Annotated in this window: 16 protein-coding genes, 2 tRNA genes and 1 pseudogene; 15 read left to right on the forward strand and 4 right to left on the reverse strand. The window is 66.7% G+C overall.

Going from position 1 to position 15738, the window contains the following annotated elements; all coding sequences use genetic code 11:
- Positions 1 to 100 precede the first annotated feature (100 nt).
- The 9 genes from JX005_RS00930 to JX005_RS00970 all read left to right on the forward strand — a co-directional run bounded on the left by JX005_RS00930 (position 101) and on the right by JX005_RS00970 (position 6287).
- Positions 101 to 1153 carry a ScyD/ScyE family protein gene (locus JX005_RS00930; RefSeq protein WP_214465510.1) on the forward strand — a complete coding sequence of 351 codons (1053 nt, stop codon included), beginning with the start codon at positions 101 to 103 and terminating at the stop codon, positions 1151 to 1153.
- Positions 1154 to 1203: 50 nt separating this feature from the next.
- Positions 1204 to 2010, forward strand: coding sequence for an inositol monophosphatase family protein (locus JX005_RS00935; RefSeq protein ID WP_214465511.1), 807 nt, complete (start codon positions 1204 to 1206; stop codon positions 2008 to 2010).
- A gap of 199 nt (positions 2011 to 2209) precedes the next feature.
- On the forward strand, positions 2210 to 3631 hold the full coding sequence (locus tag JX005_RS00940) for a M23 family metallopeptidase (RefSeq protein ID WP_214465513.1): 1422 nt from the start codon (positions 2210 to 2212) through the stop codon (positions 3629 to 3631).
- Positions 3632 to 3695: 64 nt separating this feature from the next.
- A tRNA-Thr gene (locus JX005_RS00945) sits at positions 3696 to 3767 on the forward strand.
- Between the two features lie 23 nt (positions 3768 to 3790).
- Positions 3791 to 3864, forward strand: a tRNA-Met gene (locus tag JX005_RS00950).
- Positions 3865 to 4035: 171 nt separating this feature from the next.
- Complete coding sequence (locus tag JX005_RS00955) at positions 4036 to 4272, forward strand: helix-turn-helix transcriptional regulator (protein WP_214465515.1); 237 nt, start codon at positions 4036 to 4038, stop codon at positions 4270 to 4272.
- Positions 4272 to 5459, forward strand: a complete 1188-nt coding sequence (locus JX005_RS00960) for a tyrosine-type recombinase/integrase (protein WP_214465517.1) — start codon at positions 4272 to 4274, stop codon at positions 5457 to 5459. The genes JX005_RS00955 and JX005_RS00960 overlap by 1 nt, the downstream gene beginning before the upstream one ends.
- Positions 5460 to 5657: 198 nt before the next feature.
- Positions 5658 to 5906, forward strand: a complete 249-nt coding sequence (locus tag JX005_RS00965; protein WP_214465520.1) for a glutaredoxin domain-containing protein — start codon at positions 5658 to 5660, stop codon at positions 5904 to 5906.
- Positions 5907 to 6137: 231 nt separating this feature from the next.
- Positions 6138 to 6287 carry a single stranded DNA-binding domain-containing protein gene (locus JX005_RS00970; RefSeq protein ID WP_214465521.1) on the forward strand — a complete coding sequence of 50 codons (150 nt, stop codon included), beginning with the start codon at positions 6138 to 6140 and terminating at the stop codon, positions 6285 to 6287.
- 156 nt (positions 6288 to 6443) lie between these two features.
- Here the strand turns inward: JX005_RS00970 and JX005_RS00975 are convergent, their stop codons facing one another.
- Both JX005_RS00975 and JX005_RS00980 read right to left on the reverse strand, forming a co-directional pair.
- A complete protein-coding gene (locus JX005_RS00975; protein ID WP_214465524.1) occupies positions 6444 to 6794 on the reverse strand; it encodes a hypothetical protein in 351 nt (116 codons plus the stop codon).
- A gap of 212 nt (positions 6795 to 7006) precedes the next feature.
- A complete protein-coding gene (locus JX005_RS00980; protein WP_214465526.1) occupies positions 7007 to 7249 on the reverse strand; it encodes a hypothetical protein in 243 nt (80 codons plus the stop codon).
- Positions 7250 to 7579: 330 nt separating this feature from the next.
- Between JX005_RS00980 and JX005_RS00985 the strand changes: the two genes are divergently transcribed.
- From JX005_RS00985 to JX005_RS01000, 4 genes are all read left to right on the forward strand, one after another.
- The gene (locus tag JX005_RS00985) at positions 7580 to 7828 is read left to right on the forward strand and encodes a hypothetical protein (protein ID WP_214465527.1); all 249 of its coding nucleotides are present in this window, start codon (positions 7580 to 7582) and stop codon (positions 7826 to 7828) included.
- Between the two features lie 198 nt (positions 7829 to 8026).
- Positions 8027 to 8266, forward strand: a complete 240-nt coding sequence (locus JX005_RS00990) for a hypothetical protein (RefSeq protein WP_214465529.1) — start codon at positions 8027 to 8029, stop codon at positions 8264 to 8266.
- A 55-nt stretch (positions 8267 to 8321) separates the two neighbouring features.
- Positions 8322 to 9038 (forward strand): SOS response-associated peptidase, encoded by a 717-nt coding sequence (locus JX005_RS00995; RefSeq protein WP_214465531.1) that lies wholly within the window; start codon positions 8322 to 8324, stop codon positions 9036 to 9038.
- 104 nt (positions 9039 to 9142) lie between these two features.
- On the forward strand, positions 9143 to 9874 hold the full coding sequence (locus JX005_RS01000; protein WP_214466036.1) for a PDDEXK nuclease domain-containing protein: 732 nt from the start codon (positions 9143 to 9145) through the stop codon (positions 9872 to 9874).
- 395 nt (positions 9875 to 10269) lie between these two features.
- Here JX005_RS01000 and JX005_RS01005 read toward each other — a convergent pair whose 3' ends face one another.
- Entirely contained in the window at positions 10270 to 10407 is a 138-nt protein-coding gene (locus JX005_RS01005; protein WP_214465533.1) for a hypothetical protein, read from the reverse strand.
- 480 nt (positions 10408 to 10887) lie between these two features.
- Between JX005_RS01005 and JX005_RS01010 the strand changes: the two genes are divergently transcribed.
- A complete protein-coding gene (locus JX005_RS01010) occupies positions 10888 to 13257 on the forward strand; it encodes a phosphoketolase family protein (protein ID WP_307858467.1) in 2370 nt (789 codons plus the stop codon).
- A gap of 104 nt (positions 13258 to 13361) precedes the next feature.
- Here JX005_RS01010 and JX005_RS16450 read toward each other — a convergent pair.
- A pseudogene (locus tag JX005_RS16450) lies at positions 13362 to 13691 on the reverse strand (pyridoxamine 5'-phosphate oxidase family protein); the annotation flags it as partial.
- A 250-nt stretch (positions 13692 to 13941) separates the two neighbouring features.
- Here JX005_RS16450 and JX005_RS01020 point away from each other — a divergent pair.
- Entirely contained in the window at positions 13942 to 15663 is a 1722-nt protein-coding gene (locus tag JX005_RS01020; RefSeq protein ID WP_246533383.1) for a SulP family inorganic anion transporter, read from the forward strand.
- The last annotated feature ends 75 nt before the right edge of the window (positions 15664 to 15738 follow it).

Consider the following 15738-nt stretch of genomic DNA (forward strand, 5'->3'; position numbering starts at 1 on the left):
CTCAAAGGCGCCGCCGCACGTTGACCGTGCTCGCCTGCCGGAGGACGGTCGGAACCGCAGGGCGACCTGCGCTGACGAATGCCGAGGCCAGGAGGCTCTCATGGGGATCAAGAGAAGGATGCTGACGGCCGCCGTGGTGACGGCCCTGACGATGACGACGCTGCTCGCGCCCGCGGCGGGGGCGACGGCGGTGGCCGGGGGATCGCATCATGGCGGCGACGAACCCGCCGCCTCCCTCCTGGCTTCGGGATTGCAGGGTGCCAGCGGCAGCACGATCGGACCGGACGGCGCCCTGTACGTCACGGAAGGCGTGATCGGCCAGGTCACGCGCATCGATCCTCGAACGGGTGCGAAGTCGGCGCTCGTCACCGGCCTGCCGCCCGCGATCCTCCCGCTCGGCGGTGCGATCGACGTCGCGTTCATCGGCAGGACGGCCTACGTGCTGGTGACGCTGGTGGGCAACGGAGTGCCCGGCAATACGACGGACGATGTCGCGGGCATCTACCGGGTCGACGACTCCGACGGCTTCACCGTGATCGCCGACCTCGGCACGTGGACCGTCGAGAATCCGCCGCCGCCCGACCTCGACTACTTCGTGCCCGCGGGCCTGCAGTTCGCCATGCAGGAGACCCGCGGCGGATTCCTCGTGACCGACGGCCATATGAACCGCCTCTTGAAGGTGAAGCTCTCAGGCGAGATCAGCCTCGTGGCGCAGTACGGCAACATCGTTCCCACCGGGCTGGACGTCCGCGGTTCGAAGGTCTACCTGGCCGAGGCCGGCGCGCTGCCGCACCTTCCGGCGGACGGCAAGGTGGTGTCGTTCGGCCTGCGGAATCCGCAGCCCCGCGACGTCGCCTCGGGTGGCAGCCTGCTCGTCGACGTCGAATGGGGGAAGTGCGGGCTCTATGCGCTGTCGCAGGGCGACTCGCCGGGCGATGACGTGGAGCCCGGTTCGCCGGCGCTGCCGGACAGCGGCGAGCTGCTGAAGGCGAACCGGAACGGCACGTTCTCGGTCATCGCCGAAGGGCTCGATCTTCCGACATCCGTCGACTTCTCCCGCGACACGGCGTTCGTCGTCACGCTCGACGGGGAGGTCTGGAAGATCGACGTGTCGAAGGGGAAGCATCATCGCGGGTGCGGCGGCGGCCGGTGAGAGCCGGGTGAGCGGATGCCGCGACCCTGGGTGGTCGCTAGCGTGAGGGTATGACCCTTGCGCAAGAACTCGAATCGCTGGCCATGGACATCGCTCGCGAGGCCGGCGAGCTCGCGCGGGAGCGTCGGTCCGAGGGTGTCGCCATCGCCGCGACGAAGACGGCGCTCGCCGACATCGTGACGGAGGCGGACCGCGAGGTCGAGAAGCTGATCCGGGCGCGCCTCGCGGACGCCCGGCCCGGTGACGGCTTCCTCGGCGAGGAGACCGGCGCCGAGCGGGGGCAGAGCGACGTCACGTGGGTCGTCGACCCGATCGACGGCACGGTCAACTACGCGTACGGCATCCCGGCGTACGCGGTGAGCATCGGCGCCGTGATCGGCGAACCCGTGCCGGGGGAGTGGGAGACGGTCGCGGCGGCCGTCTTCGCGCCGTCGTCGGGTGAGCTGTTCCATGCCGCGCGAGGCGAGGGCGCGTGGCTCCACGGCCAGGCCCTCACCGTGAACGCGGAGGTGTCGGCCGCCGGCGCCCTGCTGGCCACGGGCTTCGGCTACGACCCCACGACCCATGCCGGCGATCTCGCGCGGGTCGGTCGCGTGATGCCGATGGCGCGCGACATCCGCCGCGGCGGCGCGGCCTCGCTCGACTTCGCGTGGGTGGCGTCCGGCCGGCTCGACGGCTACTTCGAGCGAGGTCTCGCGCCGTGGGATCACGCGGCCGGCTCGCTGCTCGTGACCGAGGCCGGCGGGTCGTTCACGTTCGTCCGTGATGACTCCGAGCGGTCGCGGCACCTGACCGTGGCGTCCACCCCCGTCATCTTCGAGCGCCTCGTGGCTGCCGCGCTCTCGGACGCAGCCTGAGTGTTTCGCAAGGATTCCGTACGAAACGGGGGACTTGTCCACAGCGCTCATGGCATTCTCAGGTCGCCCGGGGTAGTGTTTACCCGATCGTTACTTTCGCCACCCGAACGGCGGAAGTCGTCAGCTGCCCGACGTCCGTACCGTTGCCCCCCGAGCGACACGACCCGAGAGCTTTCCCCGCTTGCCTTTTGATGCCCCGATGGCTGAGCCTGCGCCCACGCGCCGTTCCAGCCGTACCTCTTCGACGCCCGTCCAGGTCCCGTCGGAGACCCTCGGGACATCGCGCGCGGAGCTCCGCCGCCGGGCCGCCGGATCGTCCTCCGATCGTCCCGCTGTCGTGTGGGGTCGTCCGGTCGAGGACAAGCAGAAGGATGCCGCGCCCGCCGCGCCGGTCGACGCTCCGGTGATCCCGGCCGAGGCCGAGACCCCGGTGCACGTACAGCCGCTCACCGACCTGCCCGCCGCGCCCGTCGCGCCGGCCCCTGTGGCCGCCGCGCCGCTGAGCCGCCGCGCGCGCCGCAGCCCCCTGACGACCGAGCAGCCTGCCGTCCTCGCGCCCGCCGAGCCGTTCGAATTGCTCGAGCCCATCGTCGCGCCGATGACCGAAGAGGTCGTGCTCGAGGTCGTTCCCGATGAGACGCCGGTCGCAGAGCCCACGGTCGTCGCCGAGCCGGTCACTGCCGAGCCGGCCGCCCCCGAGTCTGCGGAGCCGCGGGTCGAGGCATCCGATGTCGACGATTTCGAAGCTGCCGCCCGTCTGTTCTCCTTCACCGGTGAGCTTCCCGTCCAGGGCGAGCAGCCCGAGACGGTCGAAGAGGGCGAGCCGGCTGCCGAGCCCGAGGCGCGACCCACCGCGCACACTGCCACGCGCAAGGCGCGAGCAAGCCGCGGCACCGCGTTCAAGCGCGCGACGGCGGCGTCGTTCTCGGTGGGCGTGATGGGCATCGTCGGTCTCATGACCGTCGGGATGACCACCCCCGCCGAGGCTGTCGCCGCCGCGAACGGCGCCGAGGCGACGCTGTCGATCATCGCGCCGGGCGCCGGCACCGTGACCGAGGTCGACGCCGATGAGATCCAGGCGTATGTCGCGCCCGCCGGCATCGCGCCCGACACGCTCGACCGCACCGAGAACTACGGCACCACGACGATCGCCGAACTCGCCTCCGAGGCCGGCATCCGCAACTTCTCGAACCTCTTCGTCAACGACCCGAACGCGGCGATCCAGTGGCCCTTCGCGGTCGGCGTCACCATGTCGTACGGGTTCGGCATGCGGTCCGGCCGCATGCACGAGGGAATCGACTTCACACCGGGCGCCGGTGCCCCGATCCAGGCGATCGCCGATGGCACCGTCCGCGTCGCGTCCGAGGCTGGCGGCGCGTACGGCGTGCACGTCATCATCGACCACGTGATCGACGGCCAGATGGTCTCCAGCCACTACGCCCACATGGAGTACGGGTCGATCCAGGTGTCGACCGGTCAGCAGGTCACGGTGGGCACGGTGCTCGGTCGCACGGGCAACACCGGCCGCTCGTACGGGGCCCACACGCACTTCGAGATCCTCCTCAACGGCAAGACCGCGATCGACCCGCTGCCGTGGCTGCGAGAGCACACCGGAGGCTGACCTCGATTCAGAGAGGTGCTGTTGCTCTGGTATCCTCTTCTAGTTGCCCGCGTGCGGGCAGCACGCCCCGATAGCTCAGTGGCAGAGCACTTCCATGGTAAGGAAGGGGTCGTCAGTTCAATCCTGACTCGGGGCTCGTAGCATCGTGAGATGTCACGCGGCAGGGTAGCTCAGTTGGTGAGAGCGCACGACTCATAATCGTGAGGTCGCGGGTTCAAGCCCCGCTCCTGCTACAGAAAACCTCGCATGACCAGGGTTTCTTGTCCCTACGAAGGGACAAGAACTCGATGAGTTCATCACTTATCCAACGCTTTCGCATCCACGGCGGTCTTGAGCCGTCATTCAGAAGTAGGGTGCTCGCTCCGGTTCGGTTGAACTGGGGAGTCCTAGGTCACCTACTGAATATGAACAGCGAACAGCTCGCAGAGCTCGGCCTCGAGCGACTGCTGACGACCAGCGAACTCGCCGACTACCTGGGCCTGCGTGTGCAGGCCATATATGACCTGCGCGCCGAGGGGCGCGGCCCGCGCGGCATTCCGGTGGGTCGAGAGCTGCGGTTCGCTCCATCGGACATTCGCAGGTGGCTGCATGAGCGACACGAGCCCGAGCCTGTCGCTGCACCGAAGGGCGGTGACCTCTGATGGCTGGCCGTCCGCGTCTGCCTGTCGGAACGTTCGGTGAGATCACCACGCGCAAGCTCCAGTCCGGCAGATTCCGTGCGTCCGCGCGGTTCCGGGACTGGGACGGGCACACCCGGCAGGTGACGGCGACCGGGAAGTCCGCGGGGGCCGCGAAGACGGAGCTAAAGACCCAGCTTGCGGACCGCATGCGGATCGGTGGTGACAGTACCGCGATCACTGCGGACTCGCGATTCGTGGAGCTCGGGACGGCCTGGCTGGAAGCGATGAAGACCGACCCGGCCCTTTCGGATGGCTCGAAGGAGGTGTACGAGCGCGAGTACTACTCGCTCGTACTACCGACCTTCCAGCACTTCACCCTGCGCGAGATCACGGTGGGCCGTGTCGAGCGCTTCCTCAACACCCAGCTTGCGAAGTCCTACCCCCGTGCGAAGCATTCACGGACGATCTTGAGCTTTGTGCTGGGGTTCGGTGTCCGCCGCGAGATCATCAATCGGAACCCTGTCAAAGACACCTCTCGACTGAGGAAGCCGAAGCGCGTGCCGAAGGCGCTGACGACGGAACAGATCCTCGCGATCCGAACCGCGGCGCGAGAGTGGCGAACCCAGCCCGGGGTGCTCGGCCCCCACCCAGACGGCCAGGTGCGAGACATCATTGAGCTGATGCTCGGCTCGCTCACTCGCATCGGGGAGGCCCTGGCCTTCCGGAAATGCGATGTCGACATGACCGCAAGTCCGCCTACTGTGCATGTCTGCGGGACCATCGTCGTCCGCAAGGGCGTTGGTGTGCTGCGGCAGCCCCAGCCGAAGACAGCTGAATCCAACCGTGTCGTCGCGATTCCGCCATTCGCTGCCGCGGTCGTCCGGCGGCGGCTCGCGTTGATCGCGGGGGAGGGACCCGAGCATTTGCTCTTTTTCACTCGGAAGGGCACCCCGCTCGCGCCTCACAATGTGCGACGGACCTTCCGGGAGATGCTCAAGATTGCCGGGCTGGAAGGGCTCGAGATCACACCCCACGCGTTCCGACGCACTGGGGCCACATTGCTCACGAACGAACTCGGCATCGAGACCGCGGCCGGCGTCCTGGGGCACACCTCGACGAAGACCACGAAGGAGCACTACGCGGAGCCTGACCGGACGGTGAATCCCATTCCCGCAGCCGTGCTCGAGCGGTTCGCGCCCGACGACTGACACAAGCGAATCAGCGGAGCCGGCATGGAGATCCAGCATCTTCTCGCCCCTGCCACCTTCAACCACCGCGAAGACCTCGGCCGACCCTCGCGACCATTGGAGGTTCCGCAACCTCCTTGGCGTAGTGGAGCGCAACGCGGCGTGGGAACGGGCCTCTATCTGAAAAGAAGAACGGTTGATCAGGGAAGGGATGAGCAGATGAACGAGCCAGAAGTTGTGGTCTACACGACAGGGCTGGCGTGCATCCGTTGCACCATGACCAAGCGCGTGCTCGAGCAGAAGGGCGTCCCTTTCACCGAGGTCGACATCCGGGAGAACAGCGCAGCTCGCGACTACGTGATCGAGGATCTCGGCTACAGCGAAGCGCCGGTCGTGGTCGTCTCCGACGAGGACCACTGGAGCGGCTTCCGGCCTGACCAGATCGACCGACTCATCACCCACCGCTAGAAGAAAGAGGTACTGAAATGTCCGTTCGATTCATCACTGGAAACCTGGGCGCTGACCCCGAAGTGCAGGCAGCGGGCAAAGTCTCCATAACAAAGCTCACCGTGCTGGAGAACACCGCCGAATACCGCGGCGACCAGCGCGTAGAGGGGCTGAAGCCGCTGAGCTCACTCTGTCGAAGCGAAGTTTGAGCTCGGCGTCGGGGCTGCGTCGTCGCTGCACAAAGGCGACGCGGTGATCGTGGTCGGTCATGAGCGAGACGCGTCGTTCGAGGGCACCGATGGGGGAGTGGTCTACCGCCGCGTGATCGATGCCACACACATCGGCCCGGACCTCGGACGCGCGACCGCCGTCGTCACCCGCACCCCCCGCGAGACGTCGTGATGTTCGCGTCCGTGGCCGCTTATAAGCTCACCGAATGATCATGGAACCCACAGACTGGATCTGGTCAGGATTAGTCCTCGTGGTTGTCCTTGGTGCGGTCTGTAAGGGGCTCATGCTCATCTTCGGACGCAGCAATTACGACAACGAATGAAGGCGTCATGGAGGGGACGGAGCGGAAGCTTCGCCCCCTCTGTCATGCCCGGGGGAGCGGCGCGTTACGGCGTTGCGCCACACGACGACGCTGCGCCGGCCACCGGGCGCCTCCCACTCCACGATCACCACGCGGTCGTTCCAGCCCGCGGCCACCGCGGGGATCTTCGTCGCAGGAGCGTCGCGCCAGCTGATCCACGCCAACACTTCCGGCGCACGGCCTCGCGCCCACTCGAGCGGCTGCGGCCCATAGGCAGAAGCGGGCAGAGTACACGGGCTGTCCTGCGCGACTGACTGCGCGATGCGCTGATAGTTCAGCGCGTCATAGTGTTTCTCGTAGCGCTTGTTCTTGGTCACCCTGGGCCGGGTTCCTTCCTCCGGCCGAGTCTTGAGAATACGGCACCCCCACGACGGTCGGGTGTCAGCTCGCGCTAGTCGGGCGCATCCACGCGCGGGAGGAACACCAAGTCGCAGGAGCGGCAGAAAAACGCCGACTCAAGCTGGTGCAGAACTGTCCCGCATTCGGGGCAGTGGGGCTGGGTGGCGTCGTCCAGGTAGTCCACGGTCGGTCAGGGGGCGGGGCGGTACTTCATCCGCGCGGCGCGCATCGTGCGCTGCTCAAACAGGCCCATCACGAGCAGGCCGAGCGCGGCGAGAGCGATCAGCACCCAGCCGGCGATGGTGTACCACTCGCCCGCGAACGCCGCCGGTGCCAGCTGCACGGCGAAGATCCCGAGAAACACCGACAGGCCGAACCAGACCATGCCGTTCGAGATCGCGGCGGCGCGTGCGATCCGCTCCCGCTTCTTCATGTGCCCAACCTCCCACCGCAGCCGCGCGGTGTCCACCCAGTCACAGCGCTTTCAGAGTCCCAGACAAACCGGGGAGAGGCAGCCGGCCTGCGACCGACTAAACGCGCCGCTACGCGGCCTGTCCTTTGATCCCAAGGGTCGAGCCGGAAACTCCGAGCCTAAGCCAGCTCCTTCGGCTCCGTTCTCTCCGGTCGCTCTTTGCAGACTCCACCCTCCGCTGCGCTCCGGGATCCGCTTAGCAACCGCTCCTTTCGGGCACTGCGCCGCCTCCGCTGGCACCGGCACTACGTGTCCGGCCCGACGCCGGGGAAACGGTGAAGGGAGAGGGCGATGAGCGAAAGCAACACGGACCTGGTCACTCTGTGGGAGGCGGCACAGCGCGTCATGGCCACCACCGGCAACGTCGAACGGGCGACCAACGAGACAGTGCGCCGCGAATGGGCCGCCATCGACGCCGAACTCATCCGGCTCGGCATCCCCACCCGCGACCCGCCACGGAGCATCGGGACCGGGACGGGCGTGGTGGACCGGACAGAACGACACCGGTCGGATCATCGGGATCTGGGCCGAGTCCTATGAGGAAGCCGTCATCGAACTGGCGACATCGTGGAAAGCGCAGATCGTGTGGTGCGTCGCAGACACCGACCTCGAGGTGCGGAACCGCTACCCCCGCGGCAAGCAAGGCGAACCGTGCATCCACCCCGTCACCACCGAACCCATCCCCGGACCCGACTACGCACCCCTCGCGCCGCTGTTCTGACACCCCAGGAGATCCCTGTGCTGAACACCCAGCCCACCCTGCTCGGGCTCGAGCTCAAAACGACCATCGCGATGAGAGCCGGCCAGCAGAAGGTCTGGCAATGCGCGCAGTGCGGACTCGTCGCCGTGCAATCCAGCCTCGCCCCCGGAACGATGGGCCCCTGCCCGGCCTGCGGAAACGACACCTGGTGGAGCCAGCAGCTCCCTGTCGCAGGGCTGCGAGATCCCGAGCAACCGACCGCAGAAGCCCACGACTGAGGACACGGGGGCGGCCTGCCGAGAAGAGGCTGCGCAGTCGGCCGGGAGGCGGAGAATGGGCGACATGTGCGGAAGATTTGCCCTGAACGCCAAGACCGATGAGATCATCCGCGAGTTCGTCGCCGACGGCGGCGATTTCCGCGACTGGACCCCCAGGTACTCGATCGCGCCCACCCAGATCGTGCCGATCGTACGGGAACGCGCCGACCCGGCGAAGGGGGAGTTCCGCCGGCAGCTCGACGCGGCGGTGTGGAACTTCCACCCGTCGTTCATGAAGGACTCCAAACGCCCGAACTTCAACACCCGCATCGAGACCGTCGCGACCAACGGGCTCTGGAAAGGCGCGTTCGCATCCTCCAGGGCGCTGTTTCCGATGCGCGGATACTTTGAGTGGACAGGCACCGCGGGCAACAAGCAGCCGCACTTCCTGCACTCCAAAGACGGCGGGCTCCTCGCGGCCGCCGGGATCTACACCGCCCGGAAGATCGAGGACGACTGGGAAGTGTCAGCGTCGATCATCACCCGGCCGGCACGAGACGCGTCGGGGGAGATCCACGACCGGATGCCGGTGTTCCTCGAATCGGAAGTGTGGGACGAATACCTGTCCCCGGAGAAGCTCGACGACGACGGCAAGGCTGACATGGTGCAGCTGCTCACCATCGAATCCGACCGGGTGGCCGGAACAATCACCAGCTACGACGTCGCCCGGAAAGTCAACAACACTCGCACCGCAGACCCCAGCGACCCAACGCTTATCGAACCGCTGGATTGACGCGGCAGAAGCACGCACCCCGGCGGCCGCCTGGATGGTCTCAATTGTCCAATGGCCCGTTGGACTTCTCTGTCGGGCGGTTAGGGGATGCTGGAAGCGTGGCAATGATCGAACCCTCGGACTACGCGCAGACGCTGGACGCTCTGAAGCGACGTGTCCGCGAGGCCCGGTTTGCCGCGCAACGCAAAGCCAACACGGAACTGATCAGCCTGTACTGGCACATCGGCAAAACCATCCTGCAACGACAGAAGGCAGAGCCGTGGGGGAGCGGTGTAATGGGCAGGCTCGCCGACGATCTCCGCGCCGAGTTCCCTTCGATGCGGGGATTTTCACGCGCCAATCTCTTCTACATGCGCAAGTTCGCCGAGGCCTGGCCGGACGAGGCGGCAATTGTCCAACAGCCCATTGGACAATTGCCGTGGAGCCATATCATCGACCTCCTCGACAAACTCGACAACACCGAGCTCCGGAACTGGTACGCAGGCAAGGACGTCCAGAACGGGTGGAGCCGAGCTGTGCTCACCCACCAGATCAGCACCCGCCTCAATGACCGCGAGGGTGCCGCCCCCACTAACTTCTCCTCTGCGCTCGAGACGGTCGATTCCGAACTCGCGCAACAGATTACGAAGGACCCTTTCGCGCTCGACTTTCTCGCCATCGGCGCCGATACCACCGAACGCGACCTGGAAGAACGACTCACCGCACGCATCGTCGACACCCTCCGTGAACTCGGCGCAGGGTTCGCGTTCGTCGGGCGCCAGGTCCACTTCGAAGTCGATGGAGACGATTTCTACGTCGATTGTTCCGATTCTCGTATTATTCCGATCGCCGTGTAAGCGGGCCACTGCGGCGTGGGGGAGTCACATGGCGGGCTCGGGATAATGAGCTGCTGTCTGATCCACGTAAAGCTGCGCATCCGCGATACGTTGCGCGGAACGTGCTGCAGATAGTTGAGCGGGAATCGTCCGTTGGGGCAAGAGGTGAACTCACCACATGCGCCACGTGAACATGTGGCGGATCAGAGTGCGAGAGACCGACGACTGAGAGCTCTTGCGTTTGCTCCCCACCCTCACCGGGCGCTTTCGCGGATTGGGTCCTGCGAGAACTGGTCTCCGGCGGAACGCGGAGGCCGGGTATCACTGTCCGGAGTCGCCGGTGACGACTCTGTGGTCCTGCACAGTCGTCTGCAGTCCCGACTTGCACAGCTTTGCGTTCTGGTCTCTGGCCGGCGTCACTTCTCGTCGATGGTGGCGGTGATCTGTTGGATGGTGGTCACGGCCTGGTCGATGGCGGTGATCATGGCGTCGTATTGGGAGTGTTCCCCTTCCATTCCGGTCGGGTATCTCTGGGTGAGGAAGTAGTCAGGCATCCCCCGTGTACGTATAGCAACACCGGATGTGCTGCGTCTGCACTCTTGATGAGCATCCCCTGCTGCACACCGTTGATGTCGACGCGGATCTTCTCTGAAATGCTGCCGGGAAGCTGCCGCCCATTTTCGTCGACAATGGGTTTCGGCTTTCCGCGGCTCCGCAGCAGCAGCACACCAACCAGGAAGAGAAAGTAGCCCAGTACCCCGGAAGCGACGAGCAGCAGAATGCGCGCGATCGTTCGGGCGAGCGATGGAGTAGAACCGCTTCCCCAGTGAGCGGCCATGAGAACCCCCGTATCGCTCGATGTCGTGCACCCAGGCTAGAGCGCGGCGGCGCTGTGAGGCACCTCGCGAGTCCCCGTCTTGGAAGGGAGTGGTGCTCCATACTGGACAAGCCAGGTATCAGCCTGGTCCTATTCTCCGACGGGAAGGACCCGTAGCGTGGGCAGCGGACCGACAACGCCACCGAAGGAGACCTCCGTGCCGATCGACGACGCGACCATCGAGGCCCTCGATGCCTGGTGGCGAGCCGCGAACTACCTGTCAGTCGGCCAGATCTACCTGCTCGACAACCCGCTGCTGCGGCATCCGCTCACCAATGAGCACATCAAGCCGCGTCTACTGGGGCATTTCGGCACGGTCCCCGGCCTGAACCTGATCTATGCGCACATGAACCGCGCGATCCGCGAGCGCGAGCTCGACGCGCTCTACATCGCCGGTCCCGGGCATGGCGGACCGGCGATGGTCGCGGGCGCGTGGCTCGACGGCACGTACACCGAGCGCTACCCGGAGGTCACGCGCGACGAAGCGGGCATGCAGCGGCTGTTCCGGCAGTTCTCCTTTCCCGGCGGCATCCCGAGCCACGCGGCGCCCGAGACACCCGGGTCGATCCACGAGGGCGGCGAGCTCGGCTACTCGCTGTCGCACGCATTCGGCGCCGCGTTCGACAACCCCGGCCTGACGGTGGTCGGCGTCGTGGGCGACGGCGAGGCCGAGACCGGTCCGCTGGCGACGGCCTGGCACTCGAACAAGTTTCTGAATCCCCTCACCGACGGCACGGTGCTTCCGATCCTGCACCTCAACGGGTGGAAGATCGCGAACCCGACGGTGCTCGCGCGCATCCCCGACGAGGAGCTGCTCGATCTGTTTCGCGGGTACGGGTACGAGCCGCTGCTGGTCGGGTTCGAGGCATCCGATGAGCACGACCGGGTGCACCGTGCCTTCGCCGGAGTGATCGACGATGCGCTCGATCGCATCGCCGCAATCCGCGAGCGGGCGAACGATGGCGACGAGACGCGTCCGCGGTGGCCGATGATCATCCTGCGCTCCCCGAAGGGATGGACCGGCCCCGCCCAGGTCGACGGCGAACCGGTCGAAGGGACGTGGCGGTCGCATCAGGTGCCGTTGTCGGGCGTGCGCGACAACGCCGAGCATCGCGCGCTGCTCGAGGAATGGCTGCGCTCGTACCGACCGGAGAAGCTCTTCGGCGGCGACGGCTCCCCGCTGCCCACCACGATCGCCCTGGCACCCATGGGCGACAAGCGCATGAGCGCCTCGCCGCACGCAAACGCCGGGGTGCGGCATCCGCTCGACCTTCCCGACTTCCGTGACGGGGCCGTCGATGTCGACGAGCGCGAGCGAGGGGCGACGGATGCCGAGGCCACACGTGTGCTCGGAGGGCTCTTGGCCGAGGTTATCCGGCGAAATCCCACCGACTTCCGGTTGTTCGGTCCCGACGAGGTCGCCTCGAACCGGCTCGCGCCAGCCGTGTACGAGGTGACCGCGAAGCAGTGGGTGGCCGAGACACTGCCCGTCGATCGCGACCTCGCGCCGGCGGGGCGCGTCATGGAGATGCTCAGCGAGCACCAGTGCCAGGGCTGGCTCGAGGGCTACCTGCTCACCGGTCGGCACGGGGTATTCACCTCATACGAGGCGTTCATCCATATCGTCGACTCGATGTTCAACCAGCACGCCAAGTGGCTGCAGGCAGCTGCGCAAGTGCCGTGGCGAGAGCCGATCGCGAGTTTCAATTACCTGTTGTCCAGTCACGTGTGGCAGCAGGACCACAACGGGTTCACGCATCAGGACCCCGGCTTTCTCGACGTCGTCGTGAACAAGAGCGCCGAGGTGGTGCGGGTCTATCTGCCGTTCGACGCGAACACGCTGCTGTCGACGTACGACCACTGCCTGCGCTCGCGCGGTTACGTCAATGTGGTCGTGGCAGGCAAGCAGCCGCATCCGCAGTGGCTCACGATGGACGAGGCGATCCGCCACTGCACGCGCGGACTCGGCACCTTCGACTGGGCCGGCACCGATGTCGCCGGCGAAGCCCCGGACGTCGTGCTCGCGGCGGCGGGGGATGTTCCGACGCTCGAAATGCTCGCCGCGGCATCGCTGCTGCGCGAGGGCACTCCCGATCTCAAGGTGCGGGTTGTGAACGTGGTCGACCTCATGCGACTGCAGTCCGCGCATGAGCACCCCCACGGTCTATCCGATGATGACTACGACGCGATCTTCACGACGGATCGGCCGGTGATCTTCGCCTTCCACGGCTACCCGTGGCTGGTGCATAGGCTCGCCTACAAACGCGCCGGACACGTGCACCTGCACGTGCGCGGTTACAAGGAGAAGGGCACGACCACCACGCCGTTCGACATGGTGATGCTCAACGACCTCGACCGGTATCGGCTCGCGATCGACGCCATCGACCGCGTGCCGGGGTTCGCCGAGCGGTACGCCGGGTTTCGGCAGGAGCTGCAGGATCGCCGCATCCGCGCCCGCCAGTACACGCGCGAGCACGGCGAAGACATCCCCGAGGTCGCCGACTGGCGCTGGCCCATGCGGTCGTGAACCTCATCGGGAGCGCTGTGCGGTGCTCTCATTCGAGGCCGGCGCGCATGGCCTCGTCGAGGGACAATCCCGAGGTATCGGGGAGTTGGATTCTGAACCGTCGCCCGGTGATCGAATCGACATCGATGCGCACGATATGTTCCTTGGCTCCAGGCTGCACCGGGAACAGCAGCCTGGGCAGTTCCGTCTTCGACAGAGGTCTCTTCAGCACGGCCTTTGGCCACGACGCCCCATGCCCTGCCGGTGTCGGTGTCCACGTCGTCGGTCTCGAGGGTGACCATCGCACCGTTCGTCACGGCCGACAGTTTCGTTCCCACGGCCGTGCGGAACACGATGGTGTTCTCGTGGACGCTGAAGTTGACCGGAAAGACGTCAGGACTCTGCCCGCTCGTCGCCGCGATGGCGAGTCGCCCGAGGGAGGCAGTGCGAAGCAAGCGCCAACAGACACTGGCCTCCAGCGCGACGGGATCCCTTGGCTAGTCCATGTGGGGAACGGTACTCCGCTCCAGCGCGACTGGCCAGAGCACGCGTCTGCAGCGACTGCTCGTAGGCTCTCACCATGATTGCGAGCTCGGCATCCCTTTCCGTGCTGGCGCAGCCTCTGACGCTGTGACCGGTGCCGTGCGGACGCTACGCCGCTGGATCCCGGGCCTGGACACGGCGCTCGCATACAGGCGCGCATGGTTGTGGCCTGACATCCGCTCGGGGCTCGTCCTGACGGCGCTGCTCGTGCCCGCCGGTATGGGCTATGCGCAGGCTGCCGGGCTGCCCGCCTACACCGGCCTCTACGCGACGATCGTGCCCCTTCTCGCCTACGCCCTTTTCGGGCCGTCCAAGATCTTGATTATTGGGCCTGACTCGGCACTGGCTCCTCTCATCGCCGCCGCCGTCATCCCCCTCGCGCTCGACGACGATAAACGCGCGGTTGCGCTCGCCGGACTTCTCGCGGTCATGGTTGGGGCCATCCTCATTGTCGCAGGCGTCCTCCGCCTCGGCTTCGTAACGGATCTGCTCTCGAAGCCGATCCGCATCGGCTATCTCAACGGCATCGCCCTCATCGTCATCGTCTCGCAGGTGCCGAAGCTGCTCGGCTTCTCGATCGAAGCGCGCGACCCGCTACGCGACGTCGGCGGGATCGCCGCGACCGTCGCGGGCGGTGGTATCGGCATCCCCGCTGCACTTCTCGGAGTGGGTGCGATCGCCGTGATCTTCCTGTTCCGCGTCGTGTGGGGCGGGCGCATCCCTGGCGTGTTCGTCGTCGTCGTCGGCGCCATGGTGATCACTGCGGTCTTCGACCTCGGCCGCGTCGTCCCGGTGGTCGGCGAGATGCCGCAAGGCTTCCCCACGCCCGCGTTGAGCGGGCTGGAATGGGCGGATGCCGCGGCCCTCGCCGCACCTGCCGTCGGGGTGGCCCTGATTGCGTTCGCTGACACCGGCGTGCTCTCCCGCACGCTCGCCGCACGGCGCGGCGAGACGGTGAGCGGCAGCCGCGAGATGGCCGGGCTCGGGATCGCCAACGTCGCGGGAGGCGTGCTGGGCGGATTCCCGATATCGGGCTCGACATCACGCACCCCCGTCGCAGAGGCGGCGGGTGCGCGCTCGCAGCTCGCGGGCGTCGTCGGTGCGCTCCTGGTGCTCGCGTTCATGATCGTCATCCCCGGCGTCACGCAGTACCTTCCGGAGTCGGTGCTCGGTGCCGTGGTGATCACCGCCGTCATCACCCTCATCGACGTCCCCGGGTGGGTGCGTCTCTGGAACATCGACCGGCAGGATGCCCTGCTCTCGGTCGCCTCCTTCCTGGGGGTGTTCCTTGCGGGCGTGCTCGCGGGAATCCTGGTTGCGATCGGCCTGTCGTTCCTCGCCGTCGTGCTGCATGCGTGGCGCCCGTACCGCGCGGAGCTCGGGCGCATCCCCGGTGTGCGCGGCTACCATGACCGCCGCCGCAATCCCGAGGCGGAGCGGATCCCGGGCGCGGTGATTGTGCGGTGGGACGCCCCCCTCTTCTTCGCGAACTCCGGCATCTTCGACAGCTGGGTGAGGTCGGTGGTGACGAAGGCGGCGAAGGAAGCCGCGAACGGCGCCCCGGAGGTCCGCACGGTCATCGTCGCTGCAGAGCCCATCACCGACATCGACACGACGGCGATGGACGACCTCGTCGATCTCGACGAGTATCTCGAGCAGCGGGGGATCGAACTGGTACTCGCCGAAGTGAAGGGCCCGATCCGCGACCTCATGCAGAAGCACGGCATGTCAGAACGATTCCCGCCCGATCGCTTCCCGCCGACGGTGGGTGCGGCGGTCGACGCCGAGACCGGCAGTATGCGCAGCGACATCGGAGGCATCGGCGAAGCCCCCGACGATGAGAGCGGACCGCAGGATCCCGAACCGGATCACGACGGACGTTGACGGATGCCGCGAGGCGCGGTATCCGTCAACACGCTCCCGTCGTAGATTGAGTGTCATGGCAGACGAAACCGGAAC

The sequence above is a fragment of the Microbacterium flavescens genome, assembly GCF_018588945.1.
GTDB classification, from domain to species: domain Bacteria; phylum Actinomycetota; class Actinomycetes; order Actinomycetales; family Microbacteriaceae; genus Microbacterium; species Microbacterium flavescens.